The organism is Halanaerobium kushneri, assembly GCF_900156285.1.
Lineage (GTDB): Bacteria > Bacillota > Halanaerobiia > Halanaerobiales > Halanaerobiaceae > Halanaerobium > Halanaerobium kushneri.
The window spans coordinates 50,698-73,603 of record NZ_FTNC01000007.1 but is presented as its reverse complement, the minus strand read 5'-3'; the positions used below and the strand labels follow the sequence as shown (position 1 = coordinate 73,603).

Here is a 22,906-nt window from a genome sequence, read left to right as displayed (position 1 = left end):
ATTAATCACTTCTTTTTTTTAATAATTTATTTCGTAAATCATTCGAATACGGATGAATAAAATTATTTTTTTCCAGCTGATATCTAAAAATATGAGTAGTTATTAAATAAAGTCCAAAATAAAAATTTGATTCAATTTCTGATCTGATCCCATCTAAACCATCAAAATTACGATCTTCAGAAATAAAATCAGCTGCATAAATCACCTGAGCAATCTTTCCCATTTCCGGATGACCAAGTGTATGAAATCTAATTGCTTCCAGAATTTCCAAATCAGTTACACCAAAAAGTTCTTCTGCCATTACAGCTCCTGCCGGTGCATGTAAAACCGGTTCTATCTCTAATTCGAGTTGATCAGGCTCCCATCTTGAATCTTTAATTATTTCTTTTAATTCAAAATCTCTTTTGCTTTTAGCAATATCATGTAATAAAGCAGCTGTTTCTACTTTAGTTAAATCCAAGCCAAGTTTTTTTGCCAGTTTTAAAGCTGATTTCAATACCATTTTTGTATGCTGATACCTTTCTTTTCCCAGCAGTGATTTTATTTTTTCTAAATCAAGATTTGAATTCGAATTTTTTTTGTTTAATGACATCCAATCACCTATAAAGATTATTTTCCATTATGTACTCTGCAATTCTATCCAGAGTTAAATAGCGAATAGATTTATTCTTTTTTATTTCAGATCTAATAAAAGAAGAGGAGATTTCTATATTCAACCCCTGATATGTCAGGATATTATCCAGATAGGGTAAATATTTGGGCTGACTTAAAATATCCTCAAAATTATACCCATACCTATTAAAAACAATAAACTTTCCTTCAGATAATAGATACTCAGGTTCTTTCCATTTGAAAATTTCAGCGAGAGAGTCTGCGCCTATAATAAAAAAAACTTCTTCTGCATCTAACTGGGGTACAAACTGCGCCAGAGTTTTTGCAGTATATGAATACCCATCATTTTTTAATTCCCAATCAGAAAGCAAAAAGTTTTTATTGTTATCTACTGCTAATTTTAACATACTAAATCTTATAAAATCAGGTGAAATATCCTTGTTTTTTTTATGTGGCGGTCTACCAGCAGGCATAAATATTACTTCATTCAGATCAAAACGGTTTACAATCTGTTCAGCTAAAATAAAGTGCCCTAAATGTGGCGGATCAAAGGTTCCACCAAAAATAGCCACTCTTTTTTTTGACATATTTTTCACCTCTAATTTCATACATCTTTAATTATAAATTATTTTAACAATGCTTGCAAGTTTAATCACCTTTATAAAGAGGAGTTTTATCTTTTTAATAGAAATAATTAATTAGAGTAAAATGACTGGAGGTTTTAAAAATGCTTTATAAATTTAAAAATTATAGTCCCAAAGTTGCCGAAAACACTTTTATTGCTCCCGGAAGTAAAATAATTGGTAATGTAGAATTATCTGAACACAGTAGTGTCTGGTATAATAGTGTAGTTAGAGCTGATCTTGCCAGGATCAAAATTGGTAAATTTTCCAATGTTCAAGAAAATTCAACAATTCATGTTGAGCAAAACAGAGGAGTTGAAATCGGTGATTATGTAACAATTGGTCATAATGCAGTAATTCATGCCTGTAAAATTGCAGATAAATCATTAATTGGAATGAACACTACAATTTTAAGTGGAGCTAAAATTGGAGAAGGTTCAATTGTAGGGGCCGGAGCAGTTGTCCCCGAAAATGCTGTTATCCCGCCCGGCAGTCTGGTTTTAGGCGTACCTGCCAAAATAGTAAGAAGTATTACAAAAGAAAAAATAATTGAGTTAAAACAACACGCTATTCATTATGCTGAGCTTGCTGCTGAACAAGAAAATAGTGAAATAACAGAATAGCAAAATTAGTAATGCCTCCAGATTTTAAATTGGAGGCATTTTGATTATTAAAATGCTTAAAATAAAAGTTAATCAGTAAATATTTTTCTGGCAATTTCAACAGCTTCTCTAGCATCTCTAGCATAATAATCAGCTTCAATCATTTTAGCATAATCTGCCGTTAAAACTGCTCCTCCAACCATAATTTTGGTTGTGGGTGATATCTCACGAACAGCATTAATTGTTTTTTCCATATTTTTAACTGTCGTAGTCATTAATGCACTTAATCCCAAAAGTTTAATTTGATTTTCTTTAACAGCCTGGACTACCTCTTTAATATTAACATTGCGTCCCAGATCAATAATCTGATATCCATAATTTTCAAGTACTGTTTTAACAATATTTTTGCCAATATCATGGACATCCCCTTTTACAGTAGCCATTACTATTGTACCTTTGGAAATATCCCTTCCCCCTTTACTGGCCATATCCTGTTTTAAAATAGCAAAAGCTTCTTTAACAGTTTCTGCCGACTGCACTAACTGAGGTAAAAATATCTCACCTTTTTCGTAGCGATTACCCACAATATCCAAAGCAGGAATCAGGTAAGAATTCACTACTTCCAGTGCTTCTTTTTCCTTTAAAATTTCCTCAGTTAAATTAGCAGCTTCACTTTTTAGACCTTTTACAATGACTGTTTTTAAATCATGACTTTTATTTTTTTCTTGAGAATTTTCTGTTTTAGCTGAATTAGTCTCTACTTCTGCCATATATTTTATATATTCTGTTGCTCCTTGATCAATATTATTTAAAACAGCTGCTGCTTTAACAGCTGCCATCATCTCTTCATCATTAGGATCAATAATCGGTAAATTTAAGCCTTGATAAAGGGCCATACTCAAAAAAGTTCTATTTAAAACAGGACGCGCTGGAAGCCCAAAAGAAACATTGGAAACTCCAAGTGTTGTTTTGACTCCCAGTTCGTTCTTTACCATTTTTAAAGCTTTAAGAGTTTCTTTAACTCCCTCTTGCTGGGCTGAAGCAGTAAGTGTCAAACAGTCAATAATAATTTTGTCTCTACTAATCCCATATTCAGCTGCCTTTTTTACAATTCTTTTTGCTATCTCAAAACGACCTGCAGCAGTATCAGGAATCCCATCATCATCCATAGTCAGTCCGATTACTGCTGCTCCATATTTTTTAACAGCAGGAAAAGTATTTTCGAGAACTTCAATTTCACCATTAACCGAATTGACAATGGCAATCCCATTATAATATTTCAAAGCTTCTTCTATAACTTCAGGATCACTGGAATCGATTTGAAGGGGAGTATCCAAAATCCCCTGCAGCTCTTTAATTATTTTGACCATCATTTCTTTTTCTTCTATCTCAGGCAGTCCCAGATTAACATCAAGAATATCTGCTCCTGCATCAACTTCTTCAACCGCTACCTTGAGAATATAATCTAAATCATCATTTCTCAAAGCCTGTTTAAATGCTGCTTTACCGGTGGGGTTAATTCTTTCTCCCACTACATTAACTCCTGCTAGATTAACATACTGAGAAGGCGAGCAAACAAGACTTTCATTAATTACATTCCGTTCTTTGACTTTTTTGTTTTTTAAATTATCTGCAATCAAAGAAATAAACTCTTCGTTAGTGCCACAGCAACCACCAACAACTGCCAGTCCTTTTTCGTATAATCTTGCCAACGGCTTAAAATAGTCTTCAGGTGAAATCTTAAATACAGTTTCTCCATCTTCAACTATTGGCAAACCTGCATTTGCCTGCAGAATAACTGGTTTCTCAGAATACTCTAAAACTTCTTCTACTAATGGTTCCAGTTTTTCCGGCCCTAAAGAACAATTAAGTCCAATTCCATCAACACCCAGACCTTCCAGCACAGATATCATGGAACGAATACTGCCACCTGTAAAAGTGCGGCCATCTTCTTCAAAAGTTAATGTACAGAATACAGGCAGATTGGAATTTTCCTTAGCTGCCAGTACTGCAGCTCTGGCTTCATAAAGATCAGAAATTGTTTCTATATGTATTAAATCGGCACCATATTCAACTCCTACCAGAACCTGCTGCTGATAGAGATCATATGCTTCATCAAAAGTTAAACTGCCCATTGGTTCCAGGAGTTCTCCCAGAGGTCCCATATCTAAAGCTACTGCAGCGTCAACACCTAACTCAATTACTGCCTGTCTGGCATTTTCCACTCCAGCTGTAATTATTTCTTCAACTGAATACTTAATTTCTTGCATTTTTAAAGCATTTGCTCCAAAGGTATTGGTAGTTATAATTTCAGCACCAGCCTTAAGATAACTTTTATGAATATCAATAATTTCTTTGCTATTTTCAATATTTAATTTTTCTGGAACATCGCCAGCCTTTAACCCCCGCTGCTGAAGTACTGTACCCATTGCCCCATCAAATAAAATTATTTCTTTACCCAATTTAGCCTTTAGCTCCACAGTAAATCCCCTTTCTTCTAAGCTCACAATCTTCATACAGAAGACAATTTTTACAGTGCCTTTTTTCAAATTCTAAGTCCCTATCTTTCGAATTTTCTATTTTCTGCTCCTGCTTAATTGAATGTTCTTCTGCAGCTGTTTTCTTGTCTATAACCCCAATAATTGCAGTTACAGATTTAGTCGGAAGCAGCATATTATAGCTGGAAGCAGTTAAGCCAATTTTTTTTGGTGCCTTCAAAATCCTTAGAAATTCTTTTTGAATATCTATCCCGAGATCACCATATCCAGGACTATAGCGAAATGTTATATCGTCATTCCCTTCTTTTAGTGCTTTCTCTTTAATTTCAGCTTCCACCCGGTCACAACCCTCTTCAATCGCTGTAGTGGCACAGGCGTCAAAAATCATTGACTTAGTTACAGAAATTTTCTCATAAAAGGAAATCTTTTTATCTACCTGAGCTCCAAGTGTGGCTGCCATTAGATAAATTTCCGCTGAATTTTGGAGATGTTTTTTAATACTTCTACCTTTTAAAGTTAAAGTAGTATTTTTTATTTTCACACCCTCTTTTGTATGTTCAATCGGAAATTTATGATATAGATAACGAAAATTAATCAACTCTTTTATTTCTGAAATTGATTCAGCAAGCAGACGATTTATATTCTTATCTTCTATATCTTTAGCAGTCTGTAAGTATCTTAAAACTTCTTTTCTGTCAATTTTAAATTCCATTTTAACCAACCTTTTTACCATTAATGTGGGTTATTAAAGAACCAACGGCTTCTTTTATTCTACGAGCCACATAAGGGTTGTTCATAGTATAAAGATGGATTCCATCTACTTCACTGGAAATCAAATCAACTATCTGTTCAACTGCATATGCTATTCCAGCATCTCTTAAAGCCTCAGGATTATCTTCATATTTATCTAAAATCTTCTGAAATTTATCCGGAAAATAAGCATCAGATAATTCTATAATTCTTCCAACCTGCTTTTTATTTATTACCGGCATTATTCCTGCTTCAATTGGTACATTTATCCCTTTCTCCTCTACTTTATCTCTGAATTTATAAAAAAGAGAATTATCAAAAAACATCTGTGAGATTAAATAATCCACTCCATAATCTACCTTCTGTTTTAAATACTCAATATCCTGATCCAGACTCTCTGTTTCTAAATGGCCTTCTGGATAACAGGCAGCTGCAATTCCAAAATTAGTCTGTTGTTTGATATGCTCAACCAGCTGATAAGCATAATTATAATCTCCTAATGGGTCACCGTCAACAGGTTTATCTCCCCGCAAAGCCAGTACATTATCAATATTCTTTGCTTTGAGTCTGGCCAGTATTTTATTTAAAGTCCGCTGATCAGAGTTAATACATGTCAAATGAGCCAGTGCTTCTACCTTATATTTTTCTTTAATAATTGAAGATAGTTCACAGGTTCGATTTTTGTGAACTCCACCTCCAGCCCCATAGGTCACACTTATATAATCAGGGTCAATATCTTTCAGCTCCTCTAAAGTTTGATAGATATTTTCAATTGGCACATCTGCTCTGGGAGGAAATACCTCCAGAGAAAATACCACTTCTTTTTCGTCAAAAATACTTTTAATTTTCATTTTAACCTCCTCATACTGCTCTACTACTTTTAAAAGTTATTTACTTATAAGCTCTAATCAAATTACTCTCTGCTTAATTATTAAAAGCTTCTAAAATTTTATGTTTAAAAAATAACATAAAAAAGAAAAAATCCACTTCTTAAGTAGAAGTGGGCTTCACAACTACTTATCTTTCAGGCTTAACCTGCTGGATTTAGCACCGGGCAGTATAACTGCTGGTTGCCGGGTTTCTCAGGGCCAGATCCCTCCACCACTCTCGATAAGACAATTTTCTATTTTTAATTACTTTACCATATTAAAAGATTTGTGTCAAGTAAATTCCAGGCTTAAGCCCTACAGTCTTCAGACTCACATTCTTCATTTTCATACTCAATTTCAACTGTAACATGATCAATTCCTTCTTCAGCAAGCAGTTTTTTAACTCTTGTTTTTAATTCAATAATATCGTCTCTTTTCATCTGATCTCTGACAATTAGATGTGTACTCAAAAAATTTTTCTCACCCTCTAATGTCCAGACATGGGTATGATGAACAGCAAGAGCATTGCTCTGTTCAACAATTCTCTGCTGTAAATTTTCAATATTAATATCATCTGGAACTCCCTGTAGAAATATAGCTAAAACTCTTTTCAGCTTTGATATAACATTATATAAAATATAAATATTAATTAATAAAGATAAAAGGGGATCTAAAATAGGGACACTTTTAAAAATCAAAATTATACTAACAATAAAAATTGCTGTCCAACCAAGTAAATCTTCCATCAGATGCCAGCTAACCACCTCTTTATTTAAAGAACTGCCACCTCGTAATTTTAAAACAGATATTCCATTGATTATTATCCCAAAAATAGATAAAAATAACATTCCTTTAGGTTGAACAGTTTGAGGATTAAAAAGTCTTGGAACCACTTCAGATAATATAAAAAACGATCCTAAAATTAAAACTATACTGTTAATTAAAGCTCCCAGCAGAGAAAAACGAGCATAACCATAACTAAAATCATCGTCTGCTTCTTTTTGCGAAAAGTTCTCCAAATACCAGGAAACTGCCAGAGAAATTGAATCTCCAAGGTCATGTAAGGCATCTGACAAAATTGCCATACTGTTTGTTAACAAACCACCAATAATTTCAATAATTGAAAATGATAAATTTAAGAAAAAAGCAAATTTAATATTTCCAACTGCAGAATGATCGTGTTCATGATGGTGCTCACTCATCAGAATCACAAATATCAATCATATTTTCTCCCCCTGTATAATTTGTATTTATAAAAATTGTAGCATTTAAAAGAATTTATATCTGTTAAATAATTTCTTTACGCTAAAATTTTTTAAGAATTTATATATGATTTAAAAATATTGATAATCTTTTTAAGCAAATAATCTAATTATACTTAAAATCATACAACTTATTGACATTATTCAAACTGTCTGTTAAAATAATTTAAGTACTGCCCCCGTAGCTCAGTGGATAGAGCAAAGGCCTCCGAAGCCTTGAGCGTAGGTTCGACTCCTACCGGGGGCACCATATATCATTCCTGCTATAACAGCGATTATAGCAGTTTTTCTTTTTCAGTATCTATTCTCATTAAGCTTCCCACCGTGATTTCACCGCAGTACTTTCTATCCACCGCAATCAAGCATCCAGAAATTTAGAAGCTTTTTCAGCAGCTTCAGCCTGTAAAGTTGGAATTAAATGAGAGTAAGTATCCATTGTTTGAGTGATTGAGGCATGACCCAATCTCTCCTGAACAATCTTAGGATGTTCATTTAGCTGCAGCAGAATCGAAGCATGTGTATGGCGAAGTGTATGGAGCGTTTTTTCTTTATCTAACCCAGCTTTATCTCTTAATTCAGCATATCTAACATTATACCTGTCCGGGTAATATTTTTCACCATCTTCTTTGCAGAACACCAGATTATACTCATCGTGATAATTATCTCCCAGGAATTCTTTGAACTCCTCCTGTTTCTCTTTTCTTTTCTTCAGTACTTCTACTATTTCGTCAGTAATATCGATATTCCTGTTACTATTTGCCGTTTTAGTACTTTCTCTTAGAACAGAGCCATTACCCTTTTCACCTACAAGAGCCTGTCTCACCCGAATCTTCTTATTCTCAAAGTCAACATTATCCCATTCCAGGCCTAAAAGCTCACTTTTTCTCATCCCTGTATGGACTGCAAGATAGATAAAGTCATGTAATAGCGGATCATCCTCTTTAGCAACATCTAACAGTTTACTTATTTCTTCTTTCGTTAAAGCAACAATGGTATTATTCCTTCTCCGATCAATTTTTGGTGCTTCAACAGGATCAGCAGGGTTAGTTGCAATGTATCTATTTCTAACCGCAAAGCTTAAAGCTTGCTTTAGCTTCTTATAGTGCTTTAATAAAGTTGCTTCTGATAACCCGCCTTCTTTACCGTCTTTTCTCCCGTCTTTCCGCTTCTTCTGCAAATATACTCGAATGTGAGCCGGACTCAGTTCTTTTAACTTAATATGTCCGAGGGCAGGAATCAGGTGAGTTTTAAGTATGATCTCATATCTATCATGAGTAGTCTTTTCTGTCTGAACAACCGCGTACTCCTCAAACCACTTCAGTAACAAATCCTTTACTGTCATGTCCGTCTGTACTACAACTCCCTGATCAGCCTGCAATTCCATTTTTCTAGCCCATTTTTTTGCATCTCTCTTACGGGTAAATGTCTTATACTCTCTCATTGTCTTTCCTGTCTCTGGGTCCTTCCCAATATAAACTTGTGCTTGCCAGTTTCCTGACTTTAACTTTTTAAAGCTTCCCATATTAATTCCTCCTATTATTTTATATATTGTCTTCCTACAAAAACTACTAATCCTTTAACTTCAATTTCTGTCTTATCAATTTCACCATAGTTCTCAAAATCTGGTTCTAGCCTCACCTTATCTTTATTAATAATGTAGTATCTTTTTATTGTTCTGTTGCAATCACCACCTTTTCTGATAATCACTAATATTGTAGAGCCATTCTCAGGCTCATCATTCATGGGTCTAATTAGAATGTAATCACCTCTGACAATTCCCCAATCCTTAAATTTATTATCTGTCATCTTTAAAGCATAAGAGGAATCTGTAACATACCCTTCTGGAAAAGTGAAATAGTCTTCTTTAACACATTCTTGCTTCTCATCCCAAAAAGCTTCATTATTATAATTGTAACTTGTAACCATTTCTCTAGGGTTCTTCTTTTCTACCTGCTCAAGATAAGTTGAAAGTAACCCTTTTGCTCCTTGAGTGTCTTTTTTTTCCTCATATTGCCCCTCGTCATCCTTATCCATAACTAAAAGATACTTCTCATCCAGATAACCTGCGGCTACCATTAATTCAATATAACGAACTTTATCATTATTCTCGGCTATTTTTTCTAAAATATCTGGCTTAGGATCAAACTCAAGCGACCCGTTTTTGAGTTTAGATAAATAAGATCTGTGTATGTCTGCTTCTTTAGCAAACTTCGTGACTGATTTATCACCAATTGCTCTACTTACTAAATTCATTAATTTCACTTTATCTTTTTTCACTTTCTCTCACCTCTAAATAGATTGTAACACATTTTCGGGATTATTACAAACACTTTTTTAATTATTTTAGGATTATACTTTACAAAAAGAAGGCTTCATGCTATAATATTATTGTAATAAAGCAAATAAGCAGCAATTGATTGTTGTTCAATATTTGCACACACTAATATTTTAGGAGGATTTAAGATGAAAGATACTAAAACAGATCTGATAATTTATTTTAAGAATGCAGTAAAAGAACAGATCAACTTTGACTTTGAGCAGATACCTTTTTCTTTAGGTGTGAGCGACTTAAAAGAGCTTTTACCCCTATCTGATTCTAAAATTTATATGATGCTGGAAGCAGGAGAAATTCCTGCAAGAAAGATGGGAGGTAAATGGACAGTCTCAAGGGCAGAGTTCCTTGCCTGGTTTTACGGATCTGAAGAAAATCTAGATTTGGAAGAACAGGTAATCGTTTAATTATAATAGTAGGGGGAGAAAGAAGAGTCTCCTCTCCCCCGAAATTATCACACTCAGAATAGTGAAGTAATAATCTGAAAATCCTCCAACAGATCCAGGTCTTAACGGGCCTGGGTCTTTTTTTATTTACTAATATTTTAACTTTCATTCTAAATGAACATATGCTCTTTTAGTGAGCTTGAGTAATTTTATTATCAAAATTTGAATTTCACTGTCAAAAACGGCCTTTTAATCGGTATTATATATATAGAAGCACTTTTTAAAATGGGGGGATGAAGGTAGAGGATCCCAAGCAAGGTTCTCTGCCTTCAGCCATAAAAAAAGACCTGCTGTTAAGTTCTTTTAAATAACTACTTAAGTACTTACGAAATCCTGTGATCGGATTAAGGAGGCTTCTAAAACAGTGAAAGTAGACGAAATCTTAAAGTTAAAGAAATCTAAACTCAGTAACATTCAAATACTTAGTTTGCTTAAAGAAGATATATTCCAGAGCAGAAAGAAACAGGAAAACAATAACGGAGGTAATAACAATGACAGTGACAGCTCAAAATCTCAGAACTACCATGAAAAAGAATGAGGATAAGGCGGAAGGCAGAAATGTAGCAACATTAAACTCTATCGAAAGGGATATTAAAGGAGTATGGTACTCGAGAAAGCTAGATCTATACGGTAATATTCTCGATGAAATAAGTTATGAAGATGAAATATACAGGGGCGGAGAAAAGGAAAATAAATGGAAGTCTAAGACAAATGATAACAAACCATCAAGAAGTAAAAGTACCTATACTCCAACTCCAGAAGAAAGAATAGCTTCTAATATCAATCAACTGAAAAAGAAGACCTGGAAATTGACCATTGCTAATATTGAAGACATGAATACTTTTACCACAGTAACTATGGGAGATGTAGACTTCTACAACCTCTTTTCTTCAAAAAGAAGCGATAAAGATAAAAATGAACTCTACCTTGCTGATCAGTTGAGTGAAAGTGAATTGCAGCTTCTTAAAGGTAAGACCAACCTGAAGTATAAAAAGGAGAAAGATAGAAGATACTTAAATAACAGTGAGGAAGAAAATTATCTACGTAAAAAAATTATAAACATCTTAATCAAGCAGGCTTCATCTATGATTTCCAAAATAGAAGAATCTTTTGTAAAGGATGAAAAAACATTCAAAAGTGTCAGTGCTCGTAATCAAGCTATTAAAAGAGAACTTGCTTCAAGAATCAACTCTCTTCTGTCTGGTAAGTCTCCGTATAATATTGAAAATGCCTACTCTGCTTTCAGTAAATTCATTGAGAATCTGAAGAATTTATCAGAAGCCTATGAAGGTGACTTCAAATACATAGCAGTGTTAGAATTCCAGGAAAATGGTAGACCACACTTTCACATGCTGTCTAATCTAAAGTACCTGGAGCAATCTAAACTTCAGGATAAGTGGGGTCACGGAATAGCTCATATTAGCTCTCTTAATTCGATTAGTAGACCTGGCCTACACATCAGTAAAAAAGATAATTTAAAGGCAAAAGCGACTAAGTTGTCAAATTATCTCTGCGAAGAAATTAGTGAAACTAGAAAAGATTCTAGAACTAAAAATAGAAAAATACTTTTGAGAAGTAATGACTTACTAAAACAGCCACTGGAGGTAATTACTCCTGAATTACAACGACAGGTGGACCAATATGTGTTTAGTAATTCTGTTGGGGTAGACTGGGAAAGTGGGTTAATCGAAGGTAAGGGAGAGTATTCAAAAAGCTCCAACATAAAAAGAAGAGTTATGGAAGATTCTAATCTCTACTCAATGATAGAACAAAGAGCAGGCCAGTTACTGGATAAGATTCTAGAAATAGCAGAGAAACTTAATAGTGACATCATAACCAAAGATATATACTATCAGGCAAAGCATGAACTTTTCTACAAAGATCAGGGATATATGCCAGCTACTATTGCAGCATAGTGTCTCTCCTGCTTGAACATTGACAACTAAATATTTTACTCTTACTCCCTATTAGATAACACCTGGATGCGCGCCGCAGGATTTTAACTGCCGGGCTATAACCAACAGGAGATCTATGTCTAAAACTTATATAATAGTGGTTCAGCCGGCCAGAGAAAGAAAAGGTCCATTTCTTGCTATACTTAACGTTTATTCAAATACATCAAATACCAGTGATTCAGGTATCCACATGTATTCTACTCCTTCATCATTTAAAGGAAACTCAAAATAGTACCAATTACCTTCCAGATCAGTCTTGTATTGATCAGTACCCTCTAAACCTTCCAGCCACTGTTCTTCAGCAATGACTAGTTCTTCTTCATCATTAACTGGCTTTTCAGGAAATCCTTCCTGGATAATTTTAAGGTGATACTCTCCTTTTGGAAAGTTATAGCCACTGTCTCTATAATTCTTTGCCTGGTAACTTGCGCCAACTTCAAATTGCTTTGTCATGCTTATCAGCTCCTGATATTTATATTATGTCTCTAAAACAATTGATAACTCTTGTCATAATGCTGATTCATCTTATCTTCTTTATCAAAATAGATAATATCGTAATCGACATACTGCTCGAATTTATAAAAATGAGATGATGTATCTTAAAAAATTAGTCTATTACTTCAACATTATCAAAATAGTAATCAAGTGCTTCTCCATGAATGTATGACTTATTGTGGCCAGATCTCTCACTTAGTTCATTAACTTTATCAATTCGTTCTTGAGTTAATTGAATACTAACCTGCTTCTTATCACCACCTTTTTTCTTCTTTTTTAAGATGAAATGACAATCAGATTTCTTTTCCTTCTTCCCCACTATGATCACCTCCTTCAAGAGATTTGCCAGTAATGAAGGAATTAATGAGTTTTAGGCATTCTCAACATCAGAAGCTAATTCTTCTGGGTCCATGTTTATCATTTCTACACCATATCTGTGCAACTCTAACAGAAATGCGGCTCGATCCATCCCAACCATTTCTGCAGCCATACCCGAAGATATTCGTTTAAGTTCAAATAATTTGACCGCCATTGCCAATTTAGCTTCTCGTTCAAATTCTTCAGGACTTTCTTGAAGTAAATCAGGCAAAGTGTCAGGATATTCTATCTCCATTTTTCTAGGCATGTCATTATCCTCCTACTGGACTTATTATACTCAGATGCGTATTACTAACTCTATTATAGCACATATCTGCAGTAGAAAAAAAGACTTAACAACCAATATACTACAGGGAGCGCACAAAGGCTATTTAAAGCTGTTCTTAACCGTTCTACATAAAGAATCTCCAGCATAAATACAGGTCTTCAAACAGCTATTCTCGAGCCTTCTCAGCCCTTTTTACATAGGAACTTAGAGCACTATCTATTTTCTAACTTACAGTTCAAATTCTCGCATTGAATCATCCATCAAATCTTGATTTACCCCTATATAATCTAGAGTAATGCTCGGAGCAGAATGGTTAAAAAGCTTCTGCAGCATTGCTACATCTTTGTACTGCTGATAATGGTGGTAACCGAAGGTTTTGCGAGTGGAATGGCAGCCAATGGATTCCAGACCAACTTCTTTACCTACAGAACTTAGCACTCTATATGCCTGACTTCTAGTGATCGGTTTGTTGGCCCCATTCCTACTCTGAAAGAGGTACTCATGATCAACCATGTTTTTAATGTATTGATCTAAAGCATCTCGCAATGCACCATTAATAAAGAACTTCTTTGACTTTTGAGTCTTTTGTTCTTTGATCTGGATGTGTGTCTTATTCCTTACATCAGAAACTTTTAGTTGCAGCATGTCTCCAATTCTAAGGCCAGTATTAATTCCGAGCACAAAAAGCAGATAATTTCTGTAATTATCCATCAGCAATAAGCGTTTAATCTCCTCAATCAATTCCTTGTCTCTGATCGGCTCAACTTTTTTCATAGTTTAATCCCCTCTCTAATTTGTTTAAGATACATAAAGGCTCATTTAACACAGTATAGACATCTATTGAAGTGATTTCATAAGCAAAATATTGGGCCTTCACCGCCGCTAAGGTTGCTATAACAGCGATAAAGACCACAAATGTCAACTCACCTTATTAACTATTGTGGTGAATTGACAGTCTAATTGTTTTTTAGCTTTAGTTCTACTTCACCATTAACCTTTTTAATATTTTCTCCATTTGCACGCCACTGCAAAAGGTAATCACCTGGCTTTGCAGCCAATTTTATTGATACAATTTGTTTTGTTTCTGGCTTAATATTTTTAAAAGAATAATTAAAAGAATTATTCTCAAAAGCAACACTTGGAACAGTAAACCTACCTGATGCATCTTGAATAGGATTAAATTTAATGAAATCAATACTATCTGTTTCTACAACTACTATCCCATTCTTAGCAATCAAACTATCTTCTGCATTACAAAAAGAAAAATTAACATTCCACTGATCTTTATCTTCTAAACAGGTAATCTCTCCAATTGCAACCTTTAAATCTTTAACTTTTCTGGGTCTGGATTTGAAAGAATAATAAGCGGCAATAATTGCAGCAATTGTCCCTATTATAGAAGAAACAGTTCCTACAACTGGTACCCAATTCTCCATAAAAACCTCCTTGCGTTATAAAACTCCTTTAGTTATCCCTTTACTTTCAATGCTTTTATTACCTTTCTCCCCAGTGATCTAGTATTTCTTTTATTCCCTGAGTCAAAATATAAACTGACATCTAAATCTTTATCTCTTATTATCTTTCTTAATAATGGTTTTGCTACTTCATATTCCTGTTCATTTAGATTATAGACCTTAATTGAGCTGCTCTCGTACTTTTCAATTCTATATTTTCCATCTCTTAGCTCTACAGTTACAGACTCTTTAATATCACCCAAATCATCAGCTACTCGCTCTGGAGAAGTGAATTTAATATTCGTCTCAATAATATGTCGAATAAAGGCTTTAAGGGTGTTCCTAACATAATCTGAAATAGGATCAATCTCAAAGTTGGCTTCACTCTTAAGTAGTGACTTTAATAATCCTGCAAGTGTATCTGAATCATCCGCCGCATCCCACTTCAACCAAACCTTATCATCATTTGACTCCTGATCAATTATTAGATTATCGAACTCTTTTTTAAGTGAATTAAAATCACCAGAAGGAGTTAGAAAAACCATTAACACTTTTGTTTCTTTATCTTCAGTTCTATTAATTTCTGATCTAATAGCTTTATACTCCTGTTTAAACTGATCATTTTGAGCAGAAGAAGGTTTTATCTTATTTTCAACAGCTATTTTTAGAATTTCTTTAGTTTCATATTCAGCTGTTACTGGATCAAAAACATCATCATAAAGCTGAATCTCAATATCTAAATATCGTTTTTGACCATTGTAATTATATGGAGACTCAAGAGTAACTTCTACTTCAAGACTATTTTTATTTTTCAGCAGGTCACTGTTATTTTCAAATAATTCTTTTGTAGTAAGTTCATCTAAAAGTTTAAGGAATTCTTTTAAAAAAGTGTCTTTTAAACCATGTTCTTGATAGGGATTAATAAGAAACGAAAGCATTGCACTCATGTTATTCTCATTTAAGCTTCCTTTACCCTGACTTAAGGCAGTAAAAATGTTCATCAAGTATTCACCTCAAAACTTTAATGTAATTAATCAAAGACTAATATCTTATGTGATTAAGTCTAAATACTTCCATATTATTCAGCTTTGGCACTTTATTATTAATTTTATCAAAAATGTTAGCTTGAAATTTTTCTGTAATTATACTATCAACATAAGGAGCGGCTGCAAAAATTGTTACATCTGTTACTTCTTGAGGCTCAGGCTTCCAATAAGGATCATATAATCTATAGTACTGAGAATACAACATCACTTTAAGAGAAGCTAATCTATTAAATTTTATTTCTCTTTTCTCATTAATGATTCTATTTCTAATCCAATTTGGTTTTAATCTTATAAGTGTTTGAGATCCTGCCTCCTTTATATATCTTTCTGCATCCTTAGAATTAGCATCACTCTTAGTCGGTTTAAAATTATCTTTAAATGATAGCCAAGTTTTTAAAGTCTCCCTTTCTTCATCTCGCCAATTTTTTTCAATGCTTTTTATTTCATTTATCTTAAACATATTCTCTACAAACTTCCTGAGTTTATAGGAACTATCTCTACCCAAAGGTGAAAATGAGTTGAATAGTGCAGAAACTTTTTTGTTAGTATCATAGTTAAGTAATTCTTCTGCTAGCAAAAATTGAAATGGTTTTAATAGAAAAAATGGATAAAGAGAAAAGAAGTTTAAAAACTTATCAAATATTTCAACTTTCCTTCTTAATTCAATTAGGTTATAGATCGTAATACATGGCACAAACTTGCCAGGTGGAAATCTTGTTATAAAACCTCTACCTTCTCTTTTGGGATTTTTAATAATTTCACTCACAGCATTCGTATCTAATAAACATAATTTATAAGTGTTTCCAGTGTCACTAGTCCATGTCATCAAATCACCTTGTATAATGAACATAGGGAAGAACATTATACATTCCCTTTCTTTAATAATAATTATATAATTTAATTAGATGCTGTGGATTAGTTATCTCACCTACAGCTGCTATCCCTATTATCCAATTCTAGCAGACTGTTTCTTTTGAGGCTATAACCACAGCTCTATGTTTAATTGTTAATTAGTTAGATAACGCCTGACGTTTTATCTACAACAAGGATACATTCAACATAGAGTTTTGTGGAAACACAGCATACTTTATTTAAGGAGATGTTGCTCATGCTATTCATTGGTATTGATGTCTCTAAATCAAAGCATAACTGTTATCTTGTCGATTCTGAAGGCACTATTCATGAAAATAATCTTCAGATCCAAAATGATATCCATGGCTTTAAAACTCTATCTCAAAAAATCACTTCCATCTGTCAGGCTCACAATCATAAAAAAGTAAAAATAGGACTTGAGTCTACAGGTCATTACAGCACTAATATCACAAATTATCTGTATTCTGAGGGGTTTGAAGTTATTATCTTCAATCCCATTATTACTAACAACAATAGAAAAAGTAATACTCTCAGGAAAACTAAAACAGATAAAACCGATGCAAAGGTTATTGCGACCATGCTCTTTACTGATGACTCAAAGTCCTATTCACCTATATCATATCAGATAATTGAGCTAAAGTCACTAACCAGACACCGTCATCGGATGGTCAGTCAACGCAGTAAATTTAAGGTATCACTTACACGATTAATAACCATTATATTTCCCGAGTTGCCTGAACATATCTACTCTATACACCAAACATCATCTAAAGCATTATTATTAGAATTACCAACAACTAAGGATATATCAAATTGTCACTTAACTAAACTCACTAACTTACTCAAGAAAAACTCAAGAGGTAAATATTCCAGAAATAAAGCTATTGAGTTAAAAAATATAGCTGCTGAATCTATTGGTTCTTCTAATAGAGCTACCGCTTTTGAACTTAAACAAACTATTAGATTCATTCAGTTTCTTGATAGCGAAATTAAAATAATTGACAAAAAAATCAAAGAATTATTGGATGAAATTAATACACCAGTAATTACTATACCTGGTATTGGACATACCTTAGCAGCAACTATTATTGCAGAAATCGGTGATATCCATCGTTTTCCAAAACCATCAAAACTAGTGGCTTTCTCTGGTTTAGATCCATCAGTATGCCAGTCTGGAAATTATAATGCTACACATACAATTATGGTTAAAAGAGGATCTAAATACTTACGATGGGCTATTTTACAGGCTGCGAAAACGGTTACTATGCGAGATAAAACTTTTAAGGATTATCTAAGTAAAAAGCTTTCTGAAAGAAAACACTATTTTGTTGCTTTATCACATGTGGGTAAAAAACTAATTAGAGTCATTTTTCATTTGCTAAAGAATAATATTAGTTTTGTACCTCAAACATAGGTTTTTTAATTCTAATTTTTAATTTGAGCAACTCAGTTGCTCTGTTTGTTATGCCATAATATTTTAGAAAAATATTTTAAAAATTACTTGACTTCATATAGTTAGTCTCAAATATAGTTAATATTTATTAGAATTACTACATCAATAACCGTTGCTATACATTTTTATAAATTCGAACTCGCTTTTAATTGGTGAAAAAAACACATAATTATTTGCATCTTCTAACATATCACTCTTATAAATTAACCCATCAACCCCTAATAAATCACAGCATTGAGCAATGAAATTTGGAACTAAATATGATGGTTTCAAATTATAATCACTATCTGAAGAAAAATTACAATAATTTACTAAAGGACAATCAACTTCAGATAAATCTAACATTTTGAACCCTCCCAATAATTCCCATTCAATTATATCAACCTTTGTACCTTTTCCCGGTTTAACTTCTTTTATAGCACCTTCAAAAGAATCACATGTATACAATACATTTAGTCCAGGCAAATTGTAACGTCCATGACTTGATCTTCCAAATGGGGGTTCAAACATTTCTTTTTCAGGAAAAGGTCTTTCTTGACCTTTACTTCTAGTACGCGCACGAAATAATCTAATCTCACTTTTTTCAATTAAACTTGACCTTTTAATTTCTTTGAAAACTTTTTTTCCTATCTCATGATTTAGTCCTAACATAGGGTATTTAACTAAATAATTATAAAAATTAAATGCCTCTTCTTCACTTATATTATCAAATATACTCACAATACCAAAAGCACTAGTGCTATCAACAACTGGTAATTGACTATCAGTTTTTGTATCTTTAATTATATATTCTTTGGTATTATTTTTTGACTTTTCAAGTAGGATATAATTTTCAGGTAAATTTTTAAAATGATCTAATAATGCATTTCTAGAAATCTCTGAAGAAAAAGAACAAGTATCATCTATATTATTTATTAATTCTAATACAGGTGATTTTAACATTTCATTCATCATACTTTGGTATTTATAAAGCTGACTTGTTGCTTCAAGCATTCCATTGATTTGCTTTTGATATCCCCTATATTGATCAACAATCTTTGAAACAGAACTATGATCTATTTGGTTTATCATTTCTTCTTGTCTTCTTATCGCTTCCATAGGTAAATTATTTATTAAATTTCTTTTATGCTCAAATGCTGCTAAAGCCGCTCTAGTAGCCTTTAATTGTTCATTAATATCCATTTTATCCTCCTAAATAACAAATTTCAAAACTAAAAATCCAATCTCCTACCATTAACCTTCAACCATTCTTTTTTCTCTTTAATGTCAGGTATAACAGCAGCTACAGTTGCCCAGAAATCTCTAGAATGATTGTCATGTATTAGGTGGGTAAGCTCATGTACTACCAGATAATCTACAATAGACATTGGTGCCATGATGATCTTCCAATTAAAGTTCAGGTTATCTTTGCTGCTGCAGCTGCCCCAACGTTTCTTCTGTTTTTTTACAACTACATTATTTGGTTCAACATCAAGCTTAACCTTATACTTATCCACTCGCGCATTAATCTTTTCTTTAGCATGTTCACGATACCATTCAATTAATGCAGTCCGAATTTCTTCTCGTCGCTTTTCTTTCTTATCTTTAAGCTCCACTGGATAGTCAATAATAAACTTACCCTGGTAGAGCTTTACTTCCACTTTTGAAATTTCTGCCGGATTAACTTCCAGCCTATATCTTCGACCTAAATAGGGAAGTTTCTCCCCGGTCATAAATTCTTTTTCTTTTGGTGCCGGCTTAATCTTATCCATTTCCTTTAATTTGGAAAGAATCCAGTTAGTTTTTTTCTTTAGTACCTCTTCTATTTTAGTTTCTGCTGTATTTTTTGGAGATCTAACTATTAAATTCCTCTCATGATCAACAATGATCCCCATAGTTTTACGTCTAGTGCGTATTATTTCATAATTTATTAGTTTATTTCCCAGTTTAATATGCTGCATTCTTACCTCCGATTAAAACATAAATATATTCTGAGAGAGCTTAATTATCTTGTTGGTTAAACTCTCATATTTCTGCTTAAACTCATCATATTTGATCAAGTGGACCTTAGTTGTTTTTCGCATCTTCTGAAGGACTTCAGTTTTCTGCCGCCAGAGATCAATCTTAGTATACTCACTTAAGTCATTAAAGATATTCTGAGTAACTTCTTTGACAGTTTTGTTTACATAAGGCTCATTACTACCTTCTCCTGCAGTATATTCACCAGGTTCTTCAGCAACTTTGCCTTTCTCTTCTTTTTCTCTTTCATTGAGAAGTAATTCATAGAGAGCAAATTCTTTTTTATTTAAGCCCAGCTTCTCTGCTTTAGACTGGACTGTTCTCATATCATGAATTATATCTTTCATCTCATCAATCTGTTCTATAAGACTCATCTGATTATTTTTACGCTTTTCAATGATCTCTTCCAGTCGCTCACTAAGTTTTTTATAATAGACAGGATTTTCTTCCATCTGTACATTAATTTCTTTCTTTATCGCATGCTCCATCTCACTGGCTTTAGCCTTATCAGATTTTAGATCATCTAGAGTTTCTTCAAATTCTTTCTCGTCAAGGATAGATACTGGTTCATGTAAAACTCTAATACTACTTGCCCTGATATGATCATCAATTAGCTTTTTAATCTTTTCTCCCACACCTTTGATATCAATACTATCATCACGATACCTATTTCTAACTGCTGTATGAATTTTGCTCAGCTTATATAAATCACCCCTGTAAGGATCAGCAATCGGGTGAGGCATGATGATATCCATACTTTTAGCAAAGTCCTTAAAGTCATTTTTGAAGTCATTTCTCTTCTCTTCATCTTCAAAGAGCTCAATACAGGCTTCCAGGTCATTCATATCTGTATTTCTAAAATATTTCATTACCTCTCTGTGATTGGCTTCCAGTCTTGGCTTCTCATCTTCAATTGGAGTTACAGCATTTTCAACATCAGAAGGATTAAAGATAGCCAGTGCTTTTTTAAGGTTATCAAAAACACCATAATAATCTACTACCAGACCATAATTCTTCTCAGGAAAGACTCTATTAACTCTGGCTATAGCCTGCAACAGATTATGTTCTTTGAGTGACTTATCTAAATACATAACCTGCTCAATTGGAGCATCAAAACCAGTTAGAAGCATATCACAAACGATAATTATTTTAAGTGAAGAGTGAGGATTCTTAAACCTCTCAACTATATTTGATTTCTGATCATTATCAACACTGTATTTTTTAAGCAAGCCTTCATCATTGTGCCCGCCAGAGATTAATACAGCTGCTTCTGGACCTTCTAATTCATCAATAGCCTCTTTATATCTTACTGCTGCCAGACGGCTTACAGCCACTATCTGAGCCTTAAAAGGGGCTATCTTTTCATTATAGTGTTTAATAATATCTAAGGCTATAGTTTCAATTCTGGAACTTGCTTCAGCTATATCATTTTCAGTAGCATACTTTTCTTTGATCTTCTTTTTTTCTTCATCACTATATTTATGAAACTTCTGATCAAATAATTCATCTAGGGTCCTATCCTCTACATGTAAATCAGCCAGCCTGCTCTCATATTTAATTGGCAGAGTAGCATTATCTGCAACTGATTCTTCTATAGTATAGGTATCAATATAATCACCGAAGGTTCTTAAGGTGCTGCGTGATTCTTTATCTATTGGTGTTCCTGTAAAACCTATATAGGCTGCATTGGGCAGGGCTCTTCTCATATTGGAGGCCAAATCCTTAAACTGAGTCCTGTGAGCCTCATCTGCCATTACAAAGACATTTTCTCTTTCAGTTAAAACAGGATATTTTTCCTTTTCATATTCCTGGAACTTATGGATAGTAGTCATAATGGTTCTGCCTGCTTCTGAGGATAAAAGCTCTTTTAGTTCTTTAACGCTGCCTGCTCTTTCTGGATTCGGAAATCCGCACCTTTTAAAAGTACCGCTGATCTGTTCATCCAGGTCGACTCTATCTGTTACAATCAGCATTGTGGGATTACCGATATCCTTCATTCTTCTCAGCTTAAGAGCTAAAAAGAGCATGGTTAAAGATTTACCTGAACCCTGAGTATGCCAGACAGTTCCGTTTCTGTCTTCTAAACTCTCAGCATTTTTTATTCTTTCTACTGCTTTTTGCACTGCTCTATACTGCTGGTAGCGGCAGGCCATTTTAACCTTAGAGTTACCCTTATCTTCAAAGACAGTAAAGTTCCTGATAATATCTAAAAATCTATTCTTTTTAAAGAGTGAAAAGAGTAGTATATCCTGACCTGTAGGCTCTTTACCCAGAAGTTCTGTTAAAGAGTCTTTAGTATAAGGATAAGGGTCCTTCCAACCTTTAAAAGCTTGAGCTGGAGCACCTACTGTAGCAGAAGAAGCTGAATCACCCCAGGCTGCAACAAGCAGTTGGTTGGGGTAGAATAATTCTTCTGCACCTTCCTCATTATCATCACTTCTTATATTTTGGTATCTTCTTAGCTGAGTTATTGCTTCTTCTTCTGGTTCATTGCAGGTGGTATTATTTTTGCATTCTATTACAGCCAGAGGTAAACCGTTGACAAATAGAGTTATGTCAGGTTTAATAGTTTCTTTACCTTTGACTCGAAATTGGTTGATTGCTATAAAGGAGTTGTTGTCTAGATTCTCATAATCTATGTACTTTACAGTCTGGTTTTTCTTGCCGAAACCGATATCCTGCTTCAGACTGATGTGATTAATCAGCTTATCATAGATAATCTCATTGGCTGACATTAGAGAATTAGCCTTCAGACGAGCTGGTCTGATCTCATTGATAGCTTTATTTAAGTTATTCTCATTAATCCAGGGATTAATTCTTTTAAGAGCACTTTTTAGTTCTTCGATTAGAATAACCTGGTGTTCTGATTCTCTTTGAGGTAGCTTAACAAAATCCTTATCCAGCTGGTCATAGACTTTATAGCCTAAAGTTTTAAGTAAATTTAAAGCAGGTTTTTCTGATTGATTATACTCATCCCAATTCCCAGTCATTT

23 protein-coding genes, 1 tRNA gene and 1 riboswitch are annotated in these 22,906 nt (G+C 33.6%); of the genes, 6 read left to right on the top strand and 18 right to left on the bottom strand.

Annotated features, from left to right (window positions below):
• Position 1 precedes the first annotated feature (1 nt).
• Positions 2-592, bottom strand: a complete 591-nt coding sequence (yqeK, locus tag BW929_RS06410) for a bis(5'-nucleosyl)-tetraphosphatase (symmetrical) YqeK (RefSeq protein ID WP_076544542.1) — start codon at positions 590-592, stop codon at positions 2-4.
• A gap of 4 nt (positions 593-596) precedes the next feature.
• Entirely contained in the window at positions 597-1,199 is a 603-nt protein-coding gene (nadD, locus tag BW929_RS06405) for a nicotinate-nucleotide adenylyltransferase (protein WP_076544541.1), read from the bottom strand.
• A gap of 140 nt (positions 1,200-1,339) precedes the next feature.
• On the opposite strand from nadD, the gene BW929_RS06400 reads away from it, so the two are divergent.
• A complete protein-coding gene (locus tag BW929_RS06400; RefSeq protein WP_076544540.1) occupies positions 1,340-1,858 on the top strand; it encodes a gamma carbonic anhydrase family protein in 519 nt (172 codons plus the stop codon).
• Between the two features lie 68 nt (positions 1,859-1,926).
• On the opposite strand, the gene BW929_RS06395 is transcribed toward BW929_RS06400, so the two are convergent.
• The 4 genes from BW929_RS06395 to BW929_RS06380 form a co-directional block, all read right to left on the bottom strand.
• Positions 1,927-4,317, bottom strand: coding sequence for a homocysteine S-methyltransferase family protein (locus BW929_RS06395; RefSeq protein WP_076544539.1), 2,391 nt, complete (start codon positions 4,315-4,317; stop codon positions 1,927-1,929).
• Positions 4,301-5,047 (bottom strand): Vitamin B12 dependent methionine synthase activation subunit, encoded by a 747-nt coding sequence (locus tag BW929_RS06390; RefSeq protein WP_076544538.1) that lies wholly within the window; start codon positions 5,045-5,047, stop codon positions 4,301-4,303. The genes BW929_RS06395 and BW929_RS06390 overlap by 17 nt, the downstream gene beginning before the upstream one ends.
• 1 nt (position 5,048) lies before the next feature.
• On the bottom strand, positions 5,049-5,936 hold the full coding sequence (gene metF / locus BW929_RS06385; RefSeq protein WP_076544537.1) for a methylenetetrahydrofolate reductase [NAD(P)H]: 888 nt from the start codon (positions 5,934-5,936) through the stop codon (positions 5,049-5,051).
• A 163-nt stretch (positions 5,937-6,099) separates the two neighbouring features.
• Positions 6,100-6,202: riboswitch (SAM riboswitch) on the bottom strand.
• A gap of 60 nt (positions 6,203-6,262) precedes the next feature.
• Positions 6,263-7,165, bottom strand: coding sequence for a cation diffusion facilitator family transporter (locus BW929_RS06380; protein WP_234978071.1), 903 nt, complete (start codon positions 7,163-7,165; stop codon positions 6,263-6,265).
• A 226-nt stretch (positions 7,166-7,391) separates the two neighbouring features.
• Here BW929_RS06380 and BW929_RS06375 point away from each other — a divergent pair.
• Positions 7,392-7,466, top strand: a tRNA-Arg gene (locus BW929_RS06375).
• A 108-nt stretch (positions 7,467-7,574) separates the two neighbouring features.
• Here the strand turns inward: BW929_RS06375 and BW929_RS06370 are convergent.
• Together BW929_RS06370 and BW929_RS06365 are read right to left on the bottom strand one after the other, a co-directional pair.
• A complete protein-coding gene (locus tag BW929_RS06370) occupies positions 7,575-8,738 on the bottom strand; it encodes a site-specific integrase (RefSeq protein WP_076544536.1) in 1,164 nt (387 codons plus the stop codon).
• Positions 8,739-8,752: 14 nt separating this feature from the next.
• A complete protein-coding gene (locus BW929_RS06365; protein ID WP_076544535.1) occupies positions 8,753-9,493 on the bottom strand; it encodes a LexA family transcriptional regulator in 741 nt (246 codons plus the stop codon).
• Positions 9,494-9,679: 186 nt separating this feature from the next.
• Here BW929_RS06365 and BW929_RS06360 point away from each other — a divergent pair, with 186 nt between their 5' ends.
• The 3 genes from BW929_RS06360 to BW929_RS06355 all read left to right on the top strand — a co-directional run bounded on the left by BW929_RS06360 (position 9,680) and on the right by BW929_RS06355 (position 11,910).
• Complete coding sequence (locus tag BW929_RS06360) at positions 9,680-9,955, top strand: helix-turn-helix domain-containing protein (RefSeq protein WP_076544534.1); 276 nt, start codon at positions 9,680-9,682, stop codon at positions 9,953-9,955.
• 403 nt (positions 9,956-10,358) lie between these two features.
• Positions 10,359-10,532 carry a hypothetical protein gene (locus BW929_RS15235; protein ID WP_158531783.1) on the top strand — a complete coding sequence of 58 codons (174 nt, stop codon included), beginning with the start codon at positions 10,359-10,361 and terminating at the stop codon, positions 10,530-10,532.
• The gene (locus BW929_RS06355; protein WP_076544533.1) at positions 10,486-11,910 is read left to right on the top strand and encodes a rolling circle replication-associated protein; all 1,425 of its coding nucleotides are present in this window, start codon (positions 10,486-10,488) and stop codon (positions 11,908-11,910) included. Before BW929_RS15235 ends, BW929_RS06355 begins: the two co-directional genes overlap by 47 nt.
• A gap of 189 nt (positions 11,911-12,099) precedes the next feature.
• Here the strand turns inward: BW929_RS06355 and BW929_RS06350 are convergent, their stop codons facing one another.
• The 7 genes from BW929_RS06350 to BW929_RS06320 form a co-directional block, all read right to left on the bottom strand.
• The gene (locus tag BW929_RS06350; protein WP_076544532.1) at positions 12,100-12,402 is read right to left on the bottom strand and encodes a hypothetical protein; all 303 of its coding nucleotides are present in this window, start codon (positions 12,400-12,402) and stop codon (positions 12,100-12,102) included.
• Between the two features lie 154 nt (positions 12,403-12,556).
• Positions 12,557-12,763 carry a ribbon-helix-helix domain-containing protein gene (locus BW929_RS06345; RefSeq protein ID WP_076544531.1) on the bottom strand — a complete coding sequence of 69 codons (207 nt, stop codon included), beginning with the start codon at positions 12,761-12,763 and terminating at the stop codon, positions 12,557-12,559.
• Between the two features lie 51 nt (positions 12,764-12,814).
• On the bottom strand, positions 12,815-13,069 hold the full coding sequence (locus BW929_RS06340) for a UPF0175 family protein (protein ID WP_076544530.1): 255 nt from the start codon (positions 13,067-13,069) through the stop codon (positions 12,815-12,817).
• Between the two features lie 249 nt (positions 13,070-13,318).
• Positions 13,319-13,864 (bottom strand): site-specific integrase, encoded by a 546-nt coding sequence (locus tag BW929_RS06335; protein WP_076544529.1) that lies wholly within the window; start codon positions 13,862-13,864, stop codon positions 13,319-13,321.
• A gap of 182 nt (positions 13,865-14,046) precedes the next feature.
• Complete coding sequence (locus tag BW929_RS06330) at positions 14,047-14,526, bottom strand: hypothetical protein (RefSeq protein ID WP_076544528.1); 480 nt, start codon at positions 14,524-14,526, stop codon at positions 14,047-14,049.
• 32 nt (positions 14,527-14,558) lie between these two features.
• Positions 14,559-15,545, bottom strand: coding sequence for a PD-(D/E)XK nuclease family protein (locus BW929_RS06325; RefSeq protein WP_076544527.1), 987 nt, complete (start codon positions 15,543-15,545; stop codon positions 14,559-14,561).
• Between the two features lie 40 nt (positions 15,546-15,585).
• On the bottom strand, positions 15,586-16,416 hold the full coding sequence (locus BW929_RS06320) for a PIN domain-containing protein (protein ID WP_159437153.1): 831 nt from the start codon (positions 16,414-16,416) through the stop codon (positions 15,586-15,588).
• Between the two features lie 282 nt (positions 16,417-16,698).
• On the opposite strand from BW929_RS06320, the gene BW929_RS06315 reads away from it, so the two are divergent.
• Positions 16,699-17,877: an IS110 family RNA-guided transposase gene (locus BW929_RS06315; protein WP_076544525.1), complete on the top strand. Its 1,179-nt coding sequence runs from the start codon at positions 16,699-16,701 to the stop codon at positions 17,875-17,877.
• A 141-nt stretch (positions 17,878-18,018) separates the two neighbouring features.
• Here BW929_RS06315 and BW929_RS06310 read toward each other — a convergent pair whose 3' ends face one another.
• The 3 genes from BW929_RS06310 to BW929_RS06300 are packed head-to-tail and all read right to left on the bottom strand — an operon-like array spanning position 18,019 to position 22,904.
• A complete protein-coding gene (locus BW929_RS06310; protein ID WP_076544524.1) occupies positions 18,019-19,098 on the bottom strand; it encodes an RES family NAD+ phosphorylase in 1,080 nt (359 codons plus the stop codon).
• 29 nt (positions 19,099-19,127) lie between these two features.
• Positions 19,128-19,856, bottom strand: a complete 729-nt coding sequence (locus BW929_RS06305) for a M48 family metallopeptidase (RefSeq protein ID WP_076544523.1) — start codon at positions 19,854-19,856, stop codon at positions 19,128-19,130.
• Positions 19,857-19,868: 12 nt separating this feature from the next.
• Positions 19,869-22,904: a type I restriction endonuclease subunit R gene (locus BW929_RS06300; protein ID WP_076544522.1), complete on the bottom strand. Its 3,036-nt coding sequence runs from the start codon at positions 22,902-22,904 to the stop codon at positions 19,869-19,871.
• Positions 22,905-22,906 lie beyond the last annotated feature (2 nt).